We start from the raw sequence: 18,021 nt of genomic DNA on the forward strand, positions 1-18,021 counted from the left end.
TTAATAAGTTCCAACGACTGTCTGTATTAACTCTAATTTTTATTATTATTAACGTTTCTAAGCAAACTCAATACTTTAAACTGTTTTCTACATTTTAACTTAAAATCTAATAAAATAACAGAATAATGTTTGTGTTTTTATAAAAAAAATTCCTTTTTCTTACTTTATAATAATATTTATATACCAAAACACGAACATTCTGATAGATAGATTAAGAAAATGCGGGATTAAAGGGGGTGCAAAAGATTTTTAGGAAATAAAAAAAATTTCCAACTAATACCAGATTTTATTATCTTTCCTGTCCTTCCTAACTCCCAAGCCATTCATGTTCCAGTATGCTGTATAAATAAGTGTCTCTCCAACCGTCTCTTAATAATAGATCTTCACGCATTTTACCTTCTAAATTTAATCCGCATTTTTCAAGTACTTTTGCTGATGCAATATTTCTAACATCACATGTCGCAAATATTCGATGAAGTTTAAAATTTTTAAATCCAAATGAAATTACTTCTTTAGTAGCTTCACTAGCAAATCCCATGCCCCAATAGTTCGGATGAATTATATACCCTATTTCACCTATTTGATTAACTTCATCCCTAATATTAAACTCGATTGATCCTATTAATTCATCGGTTTTCTTTTCTATAATTGCAAATGCAAATCTAGTTCTAGTTATTTGTTTCATATCTTCTAGTATGTTATGAATGAATTCCTTAGTCTCACTCTCTGTATTCGGTCCCCATGGCTGAAATTGACATACAACTAATTGTGATGCATATTTATGTACTTGCTTCCAATCGCTTTCAACAAATTCACGTAAGTTTGTTCTATTTGAGCTCAAATTTAAGATCATATTGTCACCTATTTCTATTTCATTTGTAAATAAATTTTAACATATTTCAAAATATTTAATCCGTTATATTAGAACTGGACGAAGGATACACCAAAATGAAAAAACTGCATAAAACTTTAAAGACTGTCCTTATTTCTTATCTAGCAAAACAAAAAAAGAGCCTCTATTAAATAGAGGCTCTTTTTATAATATTAAAGTTCAATTGGAGCTTCTTGCTCAGGTTTCGTATCGAATTGAACTCCTACTACGTGAACATTTACTTCAGATAATTCAAGACCTGTCATCGTTAATAATGCTTGACGAATATTGTCTTGTACATTACCTGCTACAGTTGGGATTGACTTACCAAATTTAACTAGAATGTATACATCGATTGTAATTCGATCTTCTGATAAATCAACTCGGACACCTTTACCGTGATATTTCTTACCGATAATTTCAGAAATACCAGATGCTAGGTTTCCACGCATGCTTGAAACACCTTCAACTTCAGCAGCTGCAATACCAGCAATTACTTCGATTACTTCAGGTGCGATTTCTACTCGACCTAATGTCGCAGTACCCATTTCTAAAATTTGATTTTCGTTCATACAGATCCCTCCACTTTATCCTTTAACAAGCGCATGCTCCTCAAGGAATTTAGTATTATACTTCCCTTTTACGAAGATTTCATTTTGCAATAAATTTAAATGGAATGGAATTGTTGTGTAAATTCCTTCTACCACAAATTCTTCAAGTGCTCTTATCATTATAGCAATTGCTTCTTCTCTTGTCTTGCCATGTACGATAACTTTCGCAATCATTGAATCATAATATGGCGGAATTGTGTACCCGCTATATACAGCAGAATCAACACGAACATTCGGACCACCTGGTGGTAAATACGTAATGATTTTACCAGGAGACGGCATAAAGTTCTTATCTGGATTTTCAGCATTAATACGACACTCAATTGACCATCCTTTTAAAGATACGTCTGATTGAGTTATTTTTAATGGATGACCTTTAGCAATTAATAATTGTTGCTTAATAAGATCAATACCAGAAATATATTCAGTTACAGGATGCTCAACTTGAATACGTGTGTTCATTTCCATAAAGAAGAAGTTTTTAGTATGTGGTTCATAAATAAACTCAACTGTACCTGCACCCCAGTAATTTACTGCTTCAGCTGCACGAACAGCTGCTAGACCCATTTTTTGACGAGTTTCTTCGTCTAAAACAGGAGATGGCGCTTCTTCTACTAATTTTTGAAGACGACGTTGAATTGTGCAATCACGTTCTCCAAGATGAATCGTATTACCATGTTCATCTGCTAAAACTTGAATTTCAACATGTCTAAAATCAGTTATATATCTTTCAAGATATACACCCGGATTACCGAAAGCTGTTTGAGCTTCTTGTTGAGTGATTTGTATACCTTTTTCAAGTTCGGTTTCATCTTTTGCTACACGGATACCTTTACCACCGCCACCTGCTGTAGCTTTGATAATAACTGGATAGCCGATTTCTGCAGCAATCTTTTTACCATCTTCTATACTTTGAATAATACCTTGTGAACCAGGTACTACTGGTACACCTGCTTCTTTCATTGTTTCACGAGCAACGTCTTTTGTACCCATTTTAGAAATGGAATCAGCCGTTGGTCCAATGAATTTCACATTGCACTCTGTACATAATTCTGCAAAACTAGCATTTTCTGATAAGAAACCATAACCAGGATGGATTCCGTCACAACCAGTTAATTTTGCAATACTAATGATATTAGTCATATTTAAATAACTATCTTTTGATAATTTAGGACCGACACAATAAGCTTCATCAGCCATTTGAACATGTAATGCTTCTTTATCTCCTTCAGAGTAAATAGCAACTGTTTCAATATTTAATTCTTTACATGCTCTAATAATTCGAATGGCGATTTCTCCTCGATTCGCTATTAAAACCTTTTTCATTTCTTCACCTTCTCTAGTAAAGTACTGTTAATTTTGTAGATACTTAGGCCTTTACCAAGAATAATGGTTGACCGTATTCTACTAATTGACCATTTTTAGCAAGTACTTCAACGATTTCGCCTTCAATTTCAGCCTCAATTTCATTAAATAGCTTCATTGCTTCAACGATACAAACGATTGAATCATTTTTAATGCGATCGCCGATTGATACGTATTCTTTTGCATCAGGAGATGGAGATGCGTAGAATGTACCTACCATCGGTGATGTAATCTTATGTAAGTTACTTGTATCTTCTTTTTCCACTACAGGTGCAGCAGCTTCTGTAGCAACTGGTCTTTCTAAAGTTGCAACTGGAGCAGATGTAACTACAGGAGCTACCTCTTGGTGTAAAACAGGAGCAGATGTAACGACAGTTGTTTGTCCACCTTTTTTAATTTTAACGATAGCACCATTATCCTCAAATTCGAATTCATTTATTGTTGATTGATCGATTAACTTAATTAATTCTCTAATTTCATGAATTTTCATTCTGTTCACCCCTTAAGACATATAGTCTAATCTTATAACCTAATACTAAACTTTTCAACAAATTAATTTTACCAAAGTAATTCCTAATTATTTTTAGCTATTTTACAAGGAATATTTATATATTATTCCTTACCAAAAATAATTCAATATAAACTATTATAACAGGGAAAACCAAAGACAGAAAGTGCATAGGAATTAGGAATAATCCCAAAATTCAATTTAATTATTTATAAGCTTATTAAAAAAAATGAAGAGCCATTAGTTTATCCCACTGGCAACAGGTGATCTAAACAATGGACAGCCTTTTATTTTGGCTATTACATACACAATGTTCTTCTAAATTGGTACTTAGTCGATTTTCATTCCAGGTTGAAAATCACCATTACGCTGACTTCATTTATTTTGAAAAATTGGTCAAACGACAATTGCCTTTTATACAAAATGATAGCCAGTAGAATGACTCCTACTGGCTTTGTTCATAAAATTATTTAACTTGGAATTTTACAACTACTAATTTTTCACCTAAGACACTTCTTGTCATTTGAATGATGTCATTCGCTGCTTTTCGGCTTGGTTTTGCAGATGTTACATCTACTTTTACTTCATCTTTGTCAGAACGAACTAGTGCATCTTTATAACCAGCTTCTTTAATCATAGTTTCTACATCTGATTCTAAAGCAGTTAATTTTTGAAGTTCGTTCATATTAGTGAATGCATCACTCTTCTCTTGTGCTGATGCAGTTGCTGAGTCAACAGTAGCTTTATATTCATCAATTAATTGACTTCTTTCATCTTCTTGTTCCATACGTTGTTTTAAGAATACTTCACTAGTAGAATTTTCTTGAGAAGCAGTTTCTTTATCGTTTTGTTTAGAAGTATCTGAGTTTTGTTTAGAAGTATCTGTTTTAGAATCTGTTTTCTTAGTATCTTTAGGCGTTGAGTCTAATGAATCTGTATTTGTGCTATTATTCATGTTCATAAAACTTGTTGTTTTTAAATTATCAGGTGTCGTAACATAATAAACTGATAATACAACTACTAAACTTAACATTGTTAATAACCAAATTGTTTGTTTTTTCATTTAACTTTTACCTTCTTCCTCTTATTTTTTGGGTTGTACAGAGACACGATAGCTTGGTACATCAAGTAATCGTGTAACAGCTTCTCTAATCATTTGTTTAATTTCTAGGTTTTGTGCACCTTTGGCTACAATTAGTACGCCTCTAATCCTTGGCATTTCAGTCTCGACTACTACTGGTTCTTGTTTATCTCCGTTATCAATAATGACAACTTGCTCTTCTTGTGATTGATCATCAATATTTCGTGTTCCACCTTGTTTATCTGTTTCATCAGTTTCTTGAGTTCGATTTGTTTTATTTGTTTGATAGACTTTTTTTTCACTACCTTCAAGATTTACTTCTACTTTTACATTACTTACACCAGCCATATTATTTAATGTGTCAGTAAGTTGCTGCTCGTATTTTTTTTCAATTTCTTCTATTTTGTTCGATGAGGATTTTCCACCACCACTTCCAAGAGTCTCAACAGCTTGTTCATTATTTTTTGGTGTTCCACTCGTTTCTGTGGAAATAGGTGAAAGCATTGAATTCGTTTTTTGATTTGTATTAGCAAATAGACTGCTTGCAATCATCCAACAAATCCCGAGTCCCAGTAGAGCTAGTACATATTTTCTCGTCAGTTTAAATGGACTTTTTTCTTTGTCAGAAGAGGTTTTGTCATCGCCATTTCCTTTTAGAAAGTCTGCTAATTTTATTGGTGGAATCTTTTTCTTCATTTGTCATTACTCCCCTCCTTCCATCTTGACTTCGATTTGCTTGTCCTCAAGCTCCCATTTATTTGCTAAAAAAGTTTGTAACTCTTGTTGTTTAATTTTTTCATCGTCTGTCTGAACAGGCTGATCGGTATTAATTGATACTTCTTGAACAGGTTCTACATTGCTTGTCTCATCTTTTTTAGGGCCAACGTAAACGATTACTTTAGAAAGATCCTGAGCTGTTTTGACTGTATTAACTCCATCTTTTACTTGTAAATCCACATTTGTTATGACCTGTTCAAATTCTTTTGTAAAGCTTTTTTCAACGTCCTTTTTCATTTGGACAGCCATTTGTTTTAATATATATGCACGTTCTGCTTCTTGTATTTCATTTTTCTTATTATTTATTTCATTTTTTATTTCGCCATTTGCTTCATACGTTTTAGACTGGTACCCAGCTAGCACTTCTTTTATATTTACTCTGAATAATTGAAAAATTGGCTGGAGCATCATGACAATTAATAATAGACTGGCTACAAATCGTACATATTTTGCTAAGCCGGTATTTGGAATTAACATCATAATGACGGTTGCAACTAATATATAGACGATAATATTTGAAACCCAGTGTATAAAGAATTCCATTTTTTCACCTACCTAAACATGACGACAATGTTTCCTGCCGCTATTATTAAAGTCATACTTAAGAAAAACATTAATGAAACAATTGATAAACAAACAAATAAATAAGTTACACTTTTTCCGATCGTATCAATTGTGCTAATGATATTTTTACTTCCAACTGGTTGTAAAATCGCCGCTGAGAATTTATAAATTAAAGCTAAAACTAATATTTTAATAGCTGGGAATACAACGATTGCTAGTAAAGTAACTAAACCTACTATCCCAACCGTATTTTTTAATAATAAAGACGCACTAATAACTGTATCAGTAACGTCTGCAAAAACTTTACCAACAACCGGAACAAAATTACTTGTTACAAATTTAGCTGTTTTTACTGCTACCCCATCCGAAACTGCAGTCGTCAACCCTTGTACACTTAATACCCCTAAAAAAATAGTTAAAAAGATTCCTAGTACACCTACAGCAACATTTCTTATTAAAGAAGCTAGTTTTGTCACCTTTAACTCATCATTAATAATGCTTACAATACTTAAAATTGTAGAGACAAGAATTAAAGGTAGTACAAAATACGTCACTAGTAATCCACTTGTATGCATTAAAAAAATTAAGATTGGATGGAAAACACCAACAGATATGACACCACCTGATGTCGCAATTAAAGCTAGTAAAATAGGTATTAGTGCTCGTAAAAAATCAATCATGACTGTAATTGCATCTTGGGTGGCCTGCGTGGCAACATAGAAACTATTTAATGCAAAAACTACTAATACTAGAAAAACGACGTTATCAGCAATCTTACTAACCGTACTCTTCTCAAATGCATTTTGTAATGATTGGAGTAAAGAGCTAAAAATAACTAACATAATTAAGATCCCTAATATTTTCCCATTACTTAATAACTCAAAAAATATATATTTAGCAAATGCAATAAACCATTCTTGCAATGAAAATTTCTTTTCTCCCTTTATAAATTGGATAAAGTCCCCTTTTTGACTTTCTGGTAAAAAACCACCATATTGATGAACAACTTCATCCCAATATTGTTGAACTTCATCGATTCCTAACTTTTGTATTTGTTCATTTACTATTTCAGCAGGTGGAGGAGCAGCTTGTACAATTCTTGGTATTAAAAAAAAGAGAGTAAAGAAAAGAAGAAAAACTTTCATCCTTTTTGACATAATGTCCTCCTTTCCTTACATCTAAGAAATTTTTGGTAAAAAACTTAAAATTGTTTCAATTAAAGCTGTTAAAATCGGTACTGCAAGAACCAAAATGAGTACTTTGCCCCCTAATTCAATCTTGGAAGCAATTGCCCCTTGGCCGGCATCTTTCGTAATTTGAACTCCAAATTCAGCTATGTATGCGATCCCAATTATTTTTAATAAAGTTTCAACATACACATTTTTAATACTCGCTTGATTTGCTAGTTTTTGAATTTGATCTAATAAGAATTGCACCTTATCCAATAAAAATAAAAACAATACACAGCTTATAAAAACAGTTATTGCTAAAGTAAAATTATTCATTTTAAATTGATTTAGTAGAAGAATGACAAATGTAGCGGCTAACCCAATGCCAACAATTTGGATGATTTCCAAAGACTCTCACCCCTAATCTAATGAAATAGAAATACATCCCTAACTTTATTAAATAGATCACCAGCTTTAGTGATAACTTGAAGAAATACGATAATGAATGCAGTAATAATCGTCCATGTAGCAAACTCTTCCTGTCCGGCTTTTTTTAAGACCGCATGAATAATTGCAGCAATTACTCCAATCCCAGCTATTTGAAACATCAGTGCATAATTTGTAATCAATTTAAATTCCTCCTACAAGAGTAATATAACGATTAATATTCCACTTAAAACGCCTAGCATTTTAGACATTCGTTCATAACTGCCCTGCGAATCGATTGCTTCTTGCTCTTCTCTTTCCAAATGTTTTAATGCTAAAATGATTTGTTTTTGTTGTGAATATTTATCATGCATACCAATTGTCTCACCAAATTGTAATAACACTTGTATGTCAGACTCTTTAATCGAGACAGTTTTAGCATATTTCATTAATGAATTTTCCCAGGCTTCTTTCGCTGAAAATGCACTCGTTTCAAGTTGAATTGCAAAATCCTTTAAACAACTATTAATCGGTCCTTTCAATTGACTCGAAATTCTTCTAAACGCTTCTTGAAGTGGCAATTGACTATACATTACCTCAGCCTCAAGAGATTGAAGAGCCAACTTCCAGCCCCTTAATTCTTTTGTTCGTTCTGATAATCTACCTGCAAAATAAAATCCAAGCCAGCTTGTTGAAAAAATGATAATAAGTGCTCCAATCCACCTCATCTAAAGCACCGCCCTCGGATGAAATAAACTAGTAAAATCCTTATTTTTAATATCCGTTACAGTACCAGGTGACGGAAAATTTGAAATTTCAATAAATCGTTCAAATGTCCCATTTTGAAACAAAGGCAATAGTGAAGGGCGTTTTCTTATTTCCTCTAGTGAATAGCCATGGACGGTCACTATTAATTGAACACCGGCAAAGATCGCTTCTAAAATTGCATCGACATCTTCCTTTTTTCCAATTTCGTCTACAAGAATGACATGAGGACTCATCGACCTTACAAGCATCATCATTCCTTCAGCCTTTGGGCACGCATCTAATACATCGATTCTTTCACCAAAAGTATATTGAGGAACCCCTTTAACTGAACCTGCTATCTCAGATCGTTCGTCAACAATGCCAACTTTCCCAGGCCTTATTCCCCTGATGGCATCACCTTGACTCACCACTCTAGCAAAATCCCTAAGTAATGTTGTTTTCCCTGCTTGTGGCGGGCCAATCAGCATAGTGTTTTTCCATCTTCCTTCATAAACATACTTTACAAATGGACTAGCTATTCCTACTTTTTCTTTTGCAATACGAAAATTATAAGAACTAATATCTCGAATCATTTTAACCATTCCGTTTTCGGTTACAACGCGACCAGCTAACCCGACTCGATGCCCACCTTTAATTGTGATATAGCCTTTTTTCAATTCTTCCTCAATTGTATAAATTGAGAATTGACTCAACTTTCCAAGAATCTGCCCGCCTTCTTCTTCTGTTAGGATATATGGAATAAAATTTGACTGATTATTAGAAATCACTTCAACTGGACGCCCGATTCTTAACCTTAATTCCTCGACTTGATGTAAGTCTCCATATGAACGCTGTAACTTTTCTTTAATTAATGTAGGCAATACGTTGAAAACCTCTTCCATAAAAGGTCACATCCTATCATTTAAAAACTGCCAACAATATTAAAAACACACCACAAACTACTAAAACTAATCGAATAGGATCCAATTTAGATGCAACCCCTATAATTCCAATAGCCATTGTTGAAATGAGGATAATAGGTCCGACAGTTGCCAAAACACTATTTACCGCCAATGCTTTCTTAATGTCGTTTAAATACAAAATTGTAAAAGCAGCAATCAATTCTACACTACCACCAAAAACTCTGAGCATTCCCATACTTAGAACTGCTCGATCCATTGAATCAATCCAATCCTTCATAGCTACTCACCTTTTTTCATTCTTTTTTATTACTAATATGCTGAACATGTCCATTTCAGAAGACAAACATTCATTCGAATGCACAAAAAAGAGAGAAGTCGTATGACTTCTCTCTTTAGACTTGCTTATGAATGGTTGAAGTGTAGTTGAAAAAGTAAATATAAAAATAACTTACTCATAACAGGGCATGAGGTACTATTAACGCAGAATCTTGAATTTTACTTACTCATAAAGGGTTCATGAGTAACTATTTAAACAGGTTCTTAAATTTTACTTACTCATAAATGGGGCATGAGATACTATTAAAGCTAGATAATTTGGTTTTATGTTTAATTAATCTATTTGAATAAGTTGATTGGAATGAATGTTGCTCGACTCCTATGGGAGATGCCGGAAGCCTGAGCCCCCGCTGGAACGAGGAGGCTCAGGTTCAGCCCCATGGAAAGCGAGCATCCTGTAATGGAAATCACCATGACAATACTTACTTTAAAACAAACTACATTCTTCGTTGTTTTAATATAAAATTCTAAAAAACAAATTAAAATATAATATAAACGAAAAAGATTATTACCATAATAACTTGCAATACCGCTTTTGCCAATGAGCTACTAATAAAGGAGACAACTGTCGCCCATGCAGATTTTATCGACTCATTCGTATTCTTCCCTTGTAATTTCTCAGCTATAAAAACAGAAATGAATGGGACAATAATTAAGCCAAAGGGAGGAAAAACAAACGAACCAACGATTACAGCCAAACAACCTACTCTTTCACCAGTTTTTGTACTGCCGTATTTTTTAAGAAAATATTTATTAGCTAGAATATCCGCTAGAAATATAACAGCTGTAAAAATCAGCATAATAATCCAAAACGATATGTTTAAATTAGTTTTATTTATACCAAAGTAATAAATTAAAAAGCCTACCCATAATACTGGTACTCCTGGAATTATTGGTTTGATTAACGCAATAAACGCCAATGCAAAACAAATGATAATCAATGTCCAAAGAACAATTGATGTAACCATTTAATCACCCTTACCTATTTAAATTTGTTAATAAGAAAAAAGAGACACTCTTTAAATAAGTGCCTCCATTTTACATTTAATTAAGCTTTTGAACGTGAAACGTAGCTAGCTTCAGTTGTGTTAATAATCAATACTTCGCCTTCATTAATGAAGATTGGTACTTGTACAACTAGACCAGTTTCCATCGTAGCTGGTTTTGTAACGTTAGAAGCAGTATCACCTTTAATACCTGGTTCAGTTTCAACTACTTTTAGATCAACTGTGTTTGGTAATTCAACACCTAAAATTTCAGTTTCAAAAGTCATGATATAAACTTCCATATTTTCTTTAAGGAATTTTAATTCACGTTCAATATTTGCTTCTGGTAATTCAATTTGCTCATAAGACTCATTGTCCATGAATACATGTTGGTTACCATTAGCATATAAATATTGCATTTTACGGTTTTGAATATGTGCTTTTGCTACTTTTTCACCAGCACGGAATGTTTTTTCTTGTACAGCACCTGTACGAAGGTTACGAAGTTTTGAACGTACGAATGCAGCACCTTTACCCGGTTTAACGTGTTGGAAATCCATTACTTGCCAAAGTCCACCGTCAGTTTCAATTGTTAAACCTGTACGAAAATCATTTACTGAAATCATTAAATATCCTCCTAAAAAATGAAATGGTTCGATAAGTATGTATTGTGTAAAAAAAGAACCATTTCTCTTACCATGAATTTCTTTTACAACTTTATATCATAAAGTAAAATACGCTTTTTGTGTAGTTCTATTTTCTAATCTAATGAAAACTTATAAAATGATTAGATTTTTTGGTGAAGACATTAAGTTTTCGTTACCACCAGTTTTAACGATTAAATCATCTTCTATACGAACTCCACCTAGATTTGGAATATAAATACCTGGTTCACAAGTTACGATCATATTTGGCTCTAATACTGTATCAGAACGGAATGATACGCCAGGTCCCTCATGTACTTCTAGACCAATACCATGGCCAGTTCCATGTCCATAATATTCTCCATAACCTTTTTCCGTAATATAATCACGAGTTAAAGCATCAGCTTCTTTACCTGTAATACCTGCTTTAATCCCATTAACACCACGTAATTGAGCTTCAAGAACGATATCGTAAATTTTCTTCAAATCAGAATGAGGCTCACCTACAGAAACTGTTCTAGTCATATCTGATACATAACCTTTATAGTATGCTCCAAAATCTAAAGTGACAAAATCACCTGTTTCAATTACTTTTTCTGATGCTACACCGTGAGGAAGAGCAGAACGAGTACCAGAAGCAACGATTGTATCAAATGATGACGAAGTAGCACCTAATTTACGCATAAAAAATTCTAACTCATTTGATACTTCTAATTCAGTAACACCTGGACGGATAAATCCTAAAATATGATCAAAGGCAGATTCTGCAATTTTAGCAGCTTCCTTAATGATTGAAATCTCTGCATCTGTTTTAATTAAGCGTAATTTTTCAATTAATCCACTTACAGGAACTAATTCTGCTTTTACCACTTTGCGGTAAGAACCAAATTCTGTAAACGTAACATGATCTTGTTCAAACCCAAGTTTTGCTATGCCAAATTTCTCTGTTAAAGCTGAAACTTCAGCTGGAATTGAACCTTCATGTTTAACAATCTCATAACCTTCACATTGGCTAGTAGCTTGTTCAATATAGCGGAAATCAGTAATGAATAAAGCTTTGTCCTGAGTGATTAAAGCAACACCAGCAGAACCTGTGAAGTTCGTCATGTAACGTCTGTTGTATGTACTAGTAACTAATAATGCGTCTAATCCTTTTTCTACTAAAGCTTCACGTAACTTTTTAATTTTTTCCATTGTTTTTCTCTCCCCTACTAATCTTTTTTAACGCACTTAAACCTAAATCATATCCATACACACCTAAACCAACGATTTGCCCTACAGTTACTGCAGCTAAAACTGAATTATGTCGGAACTCTTCTCTTTTATGTATATTTGAAATGTGTACTTCAATTGTTGGTACGGTAATACTTGCAATTGCATCACGAATTGCATAACTGTAATGAGTAAATGCGCCAGGATTAAACAGAATCCCATCATAGACATTATTTGCCGCATGCAGTTGATCGATTAATTCACCTTCATGATTCGATTGAAAACAATCAATCGTATCCCCATCTTCATGTGCAAGCGATGTTAAATGATCTTCAATATCCTTTAATGTAGTTGAACCATAGATAGAAACTTCTCTCTGACCGAGCATATTTAGATTAGGTCCATTCAATAATAAAAACTTAGCCATTTTAAAAGTCTCCACCCATCATTTTTCGCATATTTATCCCAAACACTCATATCTTGGAATACCCAAGGTTTATTTTATCATAGGCCAGACTATTTTGAATAGCCACGCAAATATGCCTTTTGCTCTTGAAATGCAAAAGAAACAGAATATGCAATAAAGGTTCCGTATAAAATGAATAAACAGATTGTAGTAACTGTCGTATCAGACGAGTAATCCTTAATTGCTTTTAAATCGAATGCTATTTTACCAAGAAGAATAAAAACAATAACCCACAGAAGCAATCCAAAAAATATACCTGGCAGAACTCCGTTAAATTTTCTACCGATAAAATAAAATACAAATGCAATAAGGATTGAAATAATCCCTATACCAACAATAGAAATTAAGTTTTCAACATTACCATTTGCCCATTTTCCAAGTTTGATTCTTTCTAAAACAAAATTTGGACCAATTTGAGTAAAGTCAAAATAACTAAGAACTAACAAAACAGTAGACCAAAATATGCCACCGAAAAACCCAATACTTACAATCTTATTAAAGTTCTTGTTCCCTTTTGAATCACCATCGCCACCTTGGACTAGGTATTCATTTTGACTTTGACTCTGATTTTGATCTTGGTTTTGATTGTTTTCTTTACCTTGCACATCCTTTTCTTGTTCTTGATCCTGACCTTTTTTTTCTTGTTCTTTATCTTTTTCCTGCATTTAACATTTCCCTTTCCATACATTGCTAAATATCTCTGAGTATTATGTCCAACAAAGAAATGTTTAATGTGATTCCGATTTTTTATTAGAAAATTAAAAATATTGTGATTATTATTTAGATTTTCCTACTTCTTACTTGCACCATTATTATGCTTACATTTACAATAGATAGTAATAGATAAAAAACAAGTTTAGGTTGGTGCAACATGAGAGAGAAAAATAAAGCAGTTTATGGGGGTCAAGCAATCGTAGAGGGCGTAATGTTTGGTGGCAAAACACATACAGTCTCTGCTATCCGCAGGACAAATGAAGAAATTCAATATTATGAAGAACCGATACATATAAATCGGACAATGCAAAAATTAAAGAAAATTCCTTTTGTCCGTGGTGTAGTCGCGATTATACAAGCAAGTATTAATGGATCCAAGCATTTAAATTACTCAACTGAAAGATATGGAATTGATCCAAAAGATGATGAGCAAATTGCAATTGAGCGTGAAAAACAAAAAGGTACGCTTGCAACTTATCTAGGACTTTCATTACTAGCCGTTTTATCATTTTTAGTTGGGAAAGTTATTTTTACACTTGTACCGGTACTACTAGCAGCAACACTGAAACCAATATTTGAAACCGATTTTCAACAAGTCGTAATAGAAACTATCTTAAAACTAGGTTTTTTATTAATTTATATTTACTTAGTTTCCTTGACTCCATTTATAAAAAGAGTGTTTATGTATCACGGTGCCGAGCATAAAGTGATTAATGCATATGAAAACAATATTCCTTTAACGATTGAAGGAGTCCAATCCCAATCTCGACTTCATTATCGTTGTGGAAGTAGCTTTATCCTATTTACTGTAATTGTTGGTATGTTCATATACTTCTTAGTTCCAACAAGCCCACTTTGGCTTAGAATTGTCGATCGACTTTTATTAATTCCAGTCGTTATAGGTGTTTCGTTCGAGGTTCTTCAATTAACAAATAAAGTTCGAAATATTCCTATATTAAGATGGGTAGGTTACCCTGGATTATGGCTTCAATTATTAACAACTAAAGAACCATCTGATGATCAAGTTGAAGTCTCAATCGCTTCATTTAACCGACTTTTAGAAGTGGAAAAAAATAACAAGAATTAATTGACAGAATTTTATAAAAAATATCAACTTATTGGATAAAATGTAATAAACTATAAGAAACAATATTTTTCTAATACATTATTTACTCTTCACCATAGGAGGTGCTTAAAGTGAATCAAAAAGTGTACACATCAATATTTTATGGAATAATAGCATTAGCACTTTTTGGCTTAATTTCTCAGTTGATAAACGATCCAGCAAAATTATTACAACGATTTTTGTTTATTGGATTAATTCTTTTAATTATTTATTTTATTTATAGAGTTTTCTCATCTTCAAACAGTCAAAGAAGCCAACAAGACTCCTATCGTAAGGCTGCAAAACAAACTATAAAAAAATATAACACTCAAAAATCTAGCTCGTTAAAAAAATCGATTAACAAATCAAAGCCCACTTCAAGAAAAAGTACCTCCACGCCTTTGTTAAAAAAACGATCAAAGGATGCAAGTCACTTAACTGTGATTGAGGGTGAAAAGGGCAAAAAGAAAGACCGTGCTTCCTACTAAGCACGGTCTTTCTTTTTGGACAATTCAATCAATCTGAGACCATTAATTTGAAAGTAAAAGACTGTGCTCTATTTCGAAACACAGTCTTCCTATTTTTTTGAATTCGATTGCTCTTCATTCGATTTTTGAATATATTTTAATGCTTCAATTCGATTTTTATCTTCTTCAAAGAACTGAACTAGTTCGCCAATTCGATCAATCGCTTCCCAACTCATATGATGTTCCATTCCTTCAACATCTTGATAAATTAAGTTTTCATCCACACCAATAATTCTTAAGAATTGCTCTAGTAATACATGGCGATAGACAAGTTTTTTTCCCATTTTTTTACCTTTTTCGGTTAGGATTAACCCTCTATATTTTTCATAAATTAAGTAATCGTCTTTATCTAGTTTTTGCACCATTTTGGTTACTGACGATGGGTGTACTGATAATGCTTCAGCAATATCAGATACACGAGCATACCCTTTATCTTCAATTAAAAGGTAAATTTGTTCAATATAATCTTCCATACTAGGTGTGGGCATGTTCTTCCTCCAATACACTCATTCAAACTTTATTCCGTTACAATAAGCATCAAATAAAATGATACAACACATATACCAAAAGTGCAATTAACATGAACACATTTAAATGATAATAGATCTTCATTCTGTATAAGAGTATGATAAAAATAATAAGAGTGTACCTATAAAATAGATACACTTCATTATGTAAAATATTGAATTTCTCCATTAGGAAAATACTTTTTTATATAACCCGAAATGGTCTCTTCAATTGAAGCAGCCTCTTCCTTTTGATAAACATATTTTCCAATGCCATATTTGCCCCATTTATATTTCCTTTTCTCTTCATCCATTTCAAGTTTAGTATTAGGATACCTTTCTAAAATCACCTTTTTGGCAGGCTTAGTAAATCGATGCTGTATAAGTTCAAATGTCATCTTCTCATTTGCCAATTCACCTAATGCATCTTTTAATCGAATAAAAAGCTCCTCATAGCCCTCTTCCCAATCTTCATGCATATAAATAGGTGCAACAATAAACCCAAATGGATATCCTGCATATGCAACTTTTTTGGCGGCTTCTATTCTCTCATCAAATGAGCCTGTTCCAGGTTCGAAGTTTTTGATAACATATCTAGAATTTATACTAAATCGAAATGTTGTTTTTCCATTATGTTTTGCATCAAGTAAATGATCTACATGTGGAAATTTCGTTACAAATCGTAAACGACCGTATTCTGTTTCACCAATAAATTCAATCGTTTTCTTAAGAGAATGTGTTAAATAATCTATGCCAACTATATCAGAAGTACAAGCAGCCTCAAACCGTGTAATCTCAGGCTCGCGTTCCTTTATATATTTCTGGGCTTGCTCAAAAATATCCTCTAAATTTACATATACCCGAATATAAGGCTTGGAACCAAGCGTTGTTTGTAAGTAGCAATAATGACAATGCCCCATACAGCCAGTAGCAAGAGGAATTGCATATTCCGCTGAAGGTTTAGATGTTTCAAACTTTAAAGTCTTACGCAACCCAACTACTAAAGTAGACTTAGCGATTCGGTATTTTTCGACATCATTTTCACCAGGTAAATTTCGAATTTGATTATGAGATGTTGTTTCTCTTATTTCTAAACCCATCTGCTCAAATTTCTCCTTTAATTCCTTTCCTAACGGATACTCTAAAGCTTGGGGCTCGAAATAAACAAGCTTTGGTATAAAAGGCTTCATATAATCTACTCCTTCTCCACTTTTTTGTTTAGTATTAACCATGATAATAATTAAAACAGTGGAAAAGGTAGGAAGTTTCTCTTGTGATGCTCTAATGCACCTAACGGATATTTTATGGTAAAGTTAATTTTAGATTAAAAACAGGGGGATTATTTTATGGGAGAAACAAATGAAATTTAAAACAAAAATACTCTTAGTAGCTGCTACGTTAACCGCTATATCATTAGGATTTTATTAGGATATCCTAAATGTACATAAAAAAGAAAATAAAATTAAAGCTTTCACTACTAAAGTCAGTAAACCAACTCCAGACCCTAATCCACTTAAGGAGCATACATATGGATTGGTTAAGATGTATATTAGGGAAGGTCATTTACATAAAGGGGATCATGTTCGTGTTGGATTCACGAATTATGATGCGGTTAATGGTGCTGATATACATGTAGAATTACGCAACAAGGATGATAAACTGATTGATATTCAGGATACAGGACTGGGTGATTATAAAAATGACACCCTTGTATTTAAAGAGCTGAAAGAACCTGGGGAGTACCATTTAGATATAGGTATCCAAATGGACCTTTTAAACGCACGATGGGCAGGAAAAGAGTATCAACAATTTAGATATGACGGAATAATTGTTGATTAGAAAACAATTCATTTATTAAATGTGAAGGTGAAGAATAGATTCTCCACCTATTTTATTCCCACTCAATAGTGCAATAAGTTCCATAAGCAACATGTTTGTCAATTAATTCTCTTACATACTTTTCAGATAATTTACCGCTTTATTAAAAAAATTGATTTAGAAAGATTTACGATTAAAACCCATTTACGATATAAAGCTTTACCATCCCAATAACGCGGTCTTCCTTTTACACGGTTATTAATCATCGGGAAAAACAGGATGGATCTATTTAAAAAGTATTAATTTTAATGGAATTACGCTACATTTCGGCGGTTACATTAAAATTTTGCGTTCAATATGACTTATATTATGCCTTAATCCCGCCAGGATACCCTTAGCCGTATTGGTATATTTTTGGTTTAATTGCGGTTTTCGTGTTTTTATTTGCGATTTTCGAAATTTAATTGCACTTTTGCCTTTTTTAATTGCGGTTATCGAATTTTAATTGTACTTTTGCCTTTTTTATTTGCACTTCTACATTTATTTGTACTCTTCCGACCTTTAATTGCGGCCTCTCAGTTTTTATTTGCACTCTTACGACCTTTATTTGCCCCTCTCAGTTTTTATTTGCACTCTTACAGCTTTTATTTGCAGCCTCTCAGTTT

The 18,021-nt window shown here is 33.0% G+C and carries 23 protein-coding genes; 3 read left to right on the top strand and 20 right to left on the bottom strand.

What is annotated here, in order from left to right; translation table 11 throughout:
- Positions 1-307: 307 nt before the first annotated feature.
- The 18 genes from COI44_RS15835 to COI44_RS15920 all read right to left on the bottom strand — a co-directional run bounded on the left by COI44_RS15835 (position 308) and on the right by COI44_RS15920 (position 13,351).
- Positions 308-853: a GNAT family N-acetyltransferase gene (locus COI44_RS15835; protein ID WP_098428797.1), complete on the bottom strand. Its 546-nt coding sequence runs from the start codon at positions 851-853 to the stop codon at positions 308-310.
- A 191-nt stretch (positions 854-1,044) separates the two neighbouring features.
- The gene (locus COI44_RS15840) at positions 1,045-1,443 is read right to left on the bottom strand and encodes an Asp23/Gls24 family envelope stress response protein (protein ID WP_056475162.1); all 399 of its coding nucleotides are present in this window, start codon (positions 1,441-1,443) and stop codon (positions 1,045-1,047) included.
- A 15-nt stretch (positions 1,444-1,458) separates the two neighbouring features.
- Positions 1,459-2,808 carry an acetyl-CoA carboxylase biotin carboxylase subunit gene (accC, locus tag COI44_RS15845; protein ID WP_098428798.1) on the bottom strand — a complete coding sequence of 450 codons (1,350 nt, stop codon included), beginning with the start codon at positions 2,806-2,808 and terminating at the stop codon, positions 1,459-1,461.
- 43 nt (positions 2,809-2,851) lie between these two features.
- On the bottom strand, positions 2,852-3,337 hold the full coding sequence (gene accB, locus COI44_RS15850) for an acetyl-CoA carboxylase biotin carboxyl carrier protein (RefSeq protein ID WP_098428799.1): 486 nt from the start codon (positions 3,335-3,337) through the stop codon (positions 2,852-2,854).
- A gap of 484 nt (positions 3,338-3,821) precedes the next feature.
- On the bottom strand, positions 3,822-4,418 hold the full coding sequence (locus tag COI44_RS15855) for a SpoIIIAH-like family protein (RefSeq protein ID WP_098428800.1): 597 nt from the start codon (positions 4,416-4,418) through the stop codon (positions 3,822-3,824).
- A 21-nt stretch (positions 4,419-4,439) separates the two neighbouring features.
- Entirely contained in the window at positions 4,440-5,132 is a 693-nt protein-coding gene (gene spoIIIAG, locus COI44_RS15860; RefSeq protein ID WP_098428801.1) for a stage III sporulation protein AG, read from the bottom strand.
- A 6-nt stretch (positions 5,133-5,138) separates the two neighbouring features.
- Positions 5,139-5,756 (bottom strand): stage III sporulation protein AF, encoded by a 618-nt coding sequence (spoIIIAF, locus tag COI44_RS15865; RefSeq protein WP_069034079.1) that lies wholly within the window; start codon positions 5,754-5,756, stop codon positions 5,139-5,141.
- An 8-nt stretch (positions 5,757-5,764) separates the two neighbouring features.
- A complete protein-coding gene (spoIIIAE, locus tag COI44_RS15870; protein WP_098428802.1) occupies positions 5,765-6,934 on the bottom strand; it encodes a stage III sporulation protein AE in 1,170 nt (389 codons plus the stop codon).
- A 21-nt stretch (positions 6,935-6,955) separates the two neighbouring features.
- The gene (spoIIIAD, locus tag COI44_RS15875) at positions 6,956-7,345 is read right to left on the bottom strand and encodes a stage III sporulation protein AD (protein WP_069034314.1); all 390 of its coding nucleotides are present in this window, start codon (positions 7,343-7,345) and stop codon (positions 6,956-6,958) included.
- A gap of 26 nt (positions 7,346-7,371) precedes the next feature.
- The gene (gene spoIIIAC / locus COI44_RS15880; protein ID WP_088072847.1) at positions 7,372-7,575 is read right to left on the bottom strand and encodes a stage III sporulation protein AC; all 204 of its coding nucleotides are present in this window, start codon (positions 7,573-7,575) and stop codon (positions 7,372-7,374) included.
- Between the two features lie 12 nt (positions 7,576-7,587).
- Complete coding sequence (gene spoIIIAB, locus COI44_RS15885; protein ID WP_069034081.1) at positions 7,588-8,100, bottom strand: stage III sporulation protein SpoIIIAB; 513 nt, start codon at positions 8,098-8,100, stop codon at positions 7,588-7,590.
- Positions 8,101-9,021: a stage III sporulation protein AA gene (spoIIIAA, locus tag COI44_RS15890; protein ID WP_097978560.1), complete on the bottom strand. Its 921-nt coding sequence runs from the start codon at positions 9,019-9,021 to the stop codon at positions 8,101-8,103. It lies immediately after the preceding gene.
- Positions 9,022-9,037: 16 nt separating this feature from the next.
- Positions 9,038-9,319, bottom strand: a complete 282-nt coding sequence (locus COI44_RS15895; RefSeq protein ID WP_025672203.1) for a YqhV family protein — start codon at positions 9,317-9,319, stop codon at positions 9,038-9,040.
- 538 nt (positions 9,320-9,857) lie between these two features.
- Complete coding sequence (locus COI44_RS15900; protein ID WP_098428803.1) at positions 9,858-10,346, bottom strand: DUF456 domain-containing protein; 489 nt, start codon at positions 10,344-10,346, stop codon at positions 9,858-9,860.
- Between the two features lie 80 nt (positions 10,347-10,426).
- Positions 10,427-10,990, bottom strand: a complete 564-nt coding sequence (efp, locus tag COI44_RS15905; RefSeq protein ID WP_098428804.1) for an elongation factor P — start codon at positions 10,988-10,990, stop codon at positions 10,427-10,429.
- Between the two features lie 150 nt (positions 10,991-11,140).
- Positions 11,141-12,202, bottom strand: coding sequence for a M24 family metallopeptidase (locus COI44_RS15910; protein ID WP_098428805.1), 1,062 nt, complete (start codon positions 12,200-12,202; stop codon positions 11,141-11,143).
- A complete protein-coding gene (gene aroQ / locus COI44_RS15915) occupies positions 12,189-12,647 on the bottom strand; it encodes a type II 3-dehydroquinate dehydratase (RefSeq protein ID WP_098428806.1) in 459 nt (152 codons plus the stop codon). Before aroQ ends, COI44_RS15910 begins: the two co-directional genes overlap by 14 nt.
- 89 nt (positions 12,648-12,736) lie before the next feature.
- Positions 12,737-13,351, bottom strand: coding sequence for a YqhR family membrane protein (locus COI44_RS15920; RefSeq protein ID WP_098428807.1), 615 nt, complete (start codon positions 13,349-13,351; stop codon positions 12,737-12,739).
- A 206-nt stretch (positions 13,352-13,557) separates the two neighbouring features.
- Here COI44_RS15920 and COI44_RS15925 point away from each other — a divergent pair, with 206 nt between their 5' ends.
- A complete protein-coding gene (locus tag COI44_RS15925; protein ID WP_098428808.1) occupies positions 13,558-14,487 on the top strand; it encodes a DUF1385 domain-containing protein in 930 nt (309 codons plus the stop codon).
- Between the two features lie 110 nt (positions 14,488-14,597).
- Entirely contained in the window at positions 14,598-14,993 is a 396-nt protein-coding gene (locus COI44_RS15930; RefSeq protein ID WP_098428809.1) for an SA1362 family protein, read from the top strand.
- A gap of 89 nt (positions 14,994-15,082) precedes the next feature.
- Here the strand turns inward: COI44_RS15930 and mntR are convergent, their stop codons facing one another.
- Together mntR and splB are read right to left on the bottom strand one after the other, a co-directional pair.
- The gene (mntR, locus tag COI44_RS15935; RefSeq protein WP_097978553.1) at positions 15,083-15,520 is read right to left on the bottom strand and encodes a transcriptional regulator MntR; all 438 of its coding nucleotides are present in this window, start codon (positions 15,518-15,520) and stop codon (positions 15,083-15,085) included.
- Positions 15,521-15,702: 182 nt separating this feature from the next.
- Positions 15,703-16,728: a spore photoproduct lyase gene (gene splB, locus COI44_RS15940; protein WP_098428810.1), complete on the bottom strand. Its 1,026-nt coding sequence runs from the start codon at positions 16,726-16,728 to the stop codon at positions 15,703-15,705.
- 343 nt (positions 16,729-17,071) lie between these two features.
- Between splB and COI44_RS15945 the strand changes: the two genes are divergently transcribed.
- Positions 17,072-17,377: a hypothetical protein gene (locus COI44_RS15945; RefSeq protein WP_098428811.1), complete on the top strand. Its 306-nt coding sequence runs from the start codon at positions 17,072-17,074 to the stop codon at positions 17,375-17,377.
- Positions 17,378-18,021: the final 644 nt, after the last annotated feature.

Source organism: Bacillus sp. AFS088145, from assembly GCF_002564465.1.
Taxonomy (GTDB): Bacteria; Bacillota; Bacilli; order Bacillales; family Bacillaceae_G; genus Gottfriedia.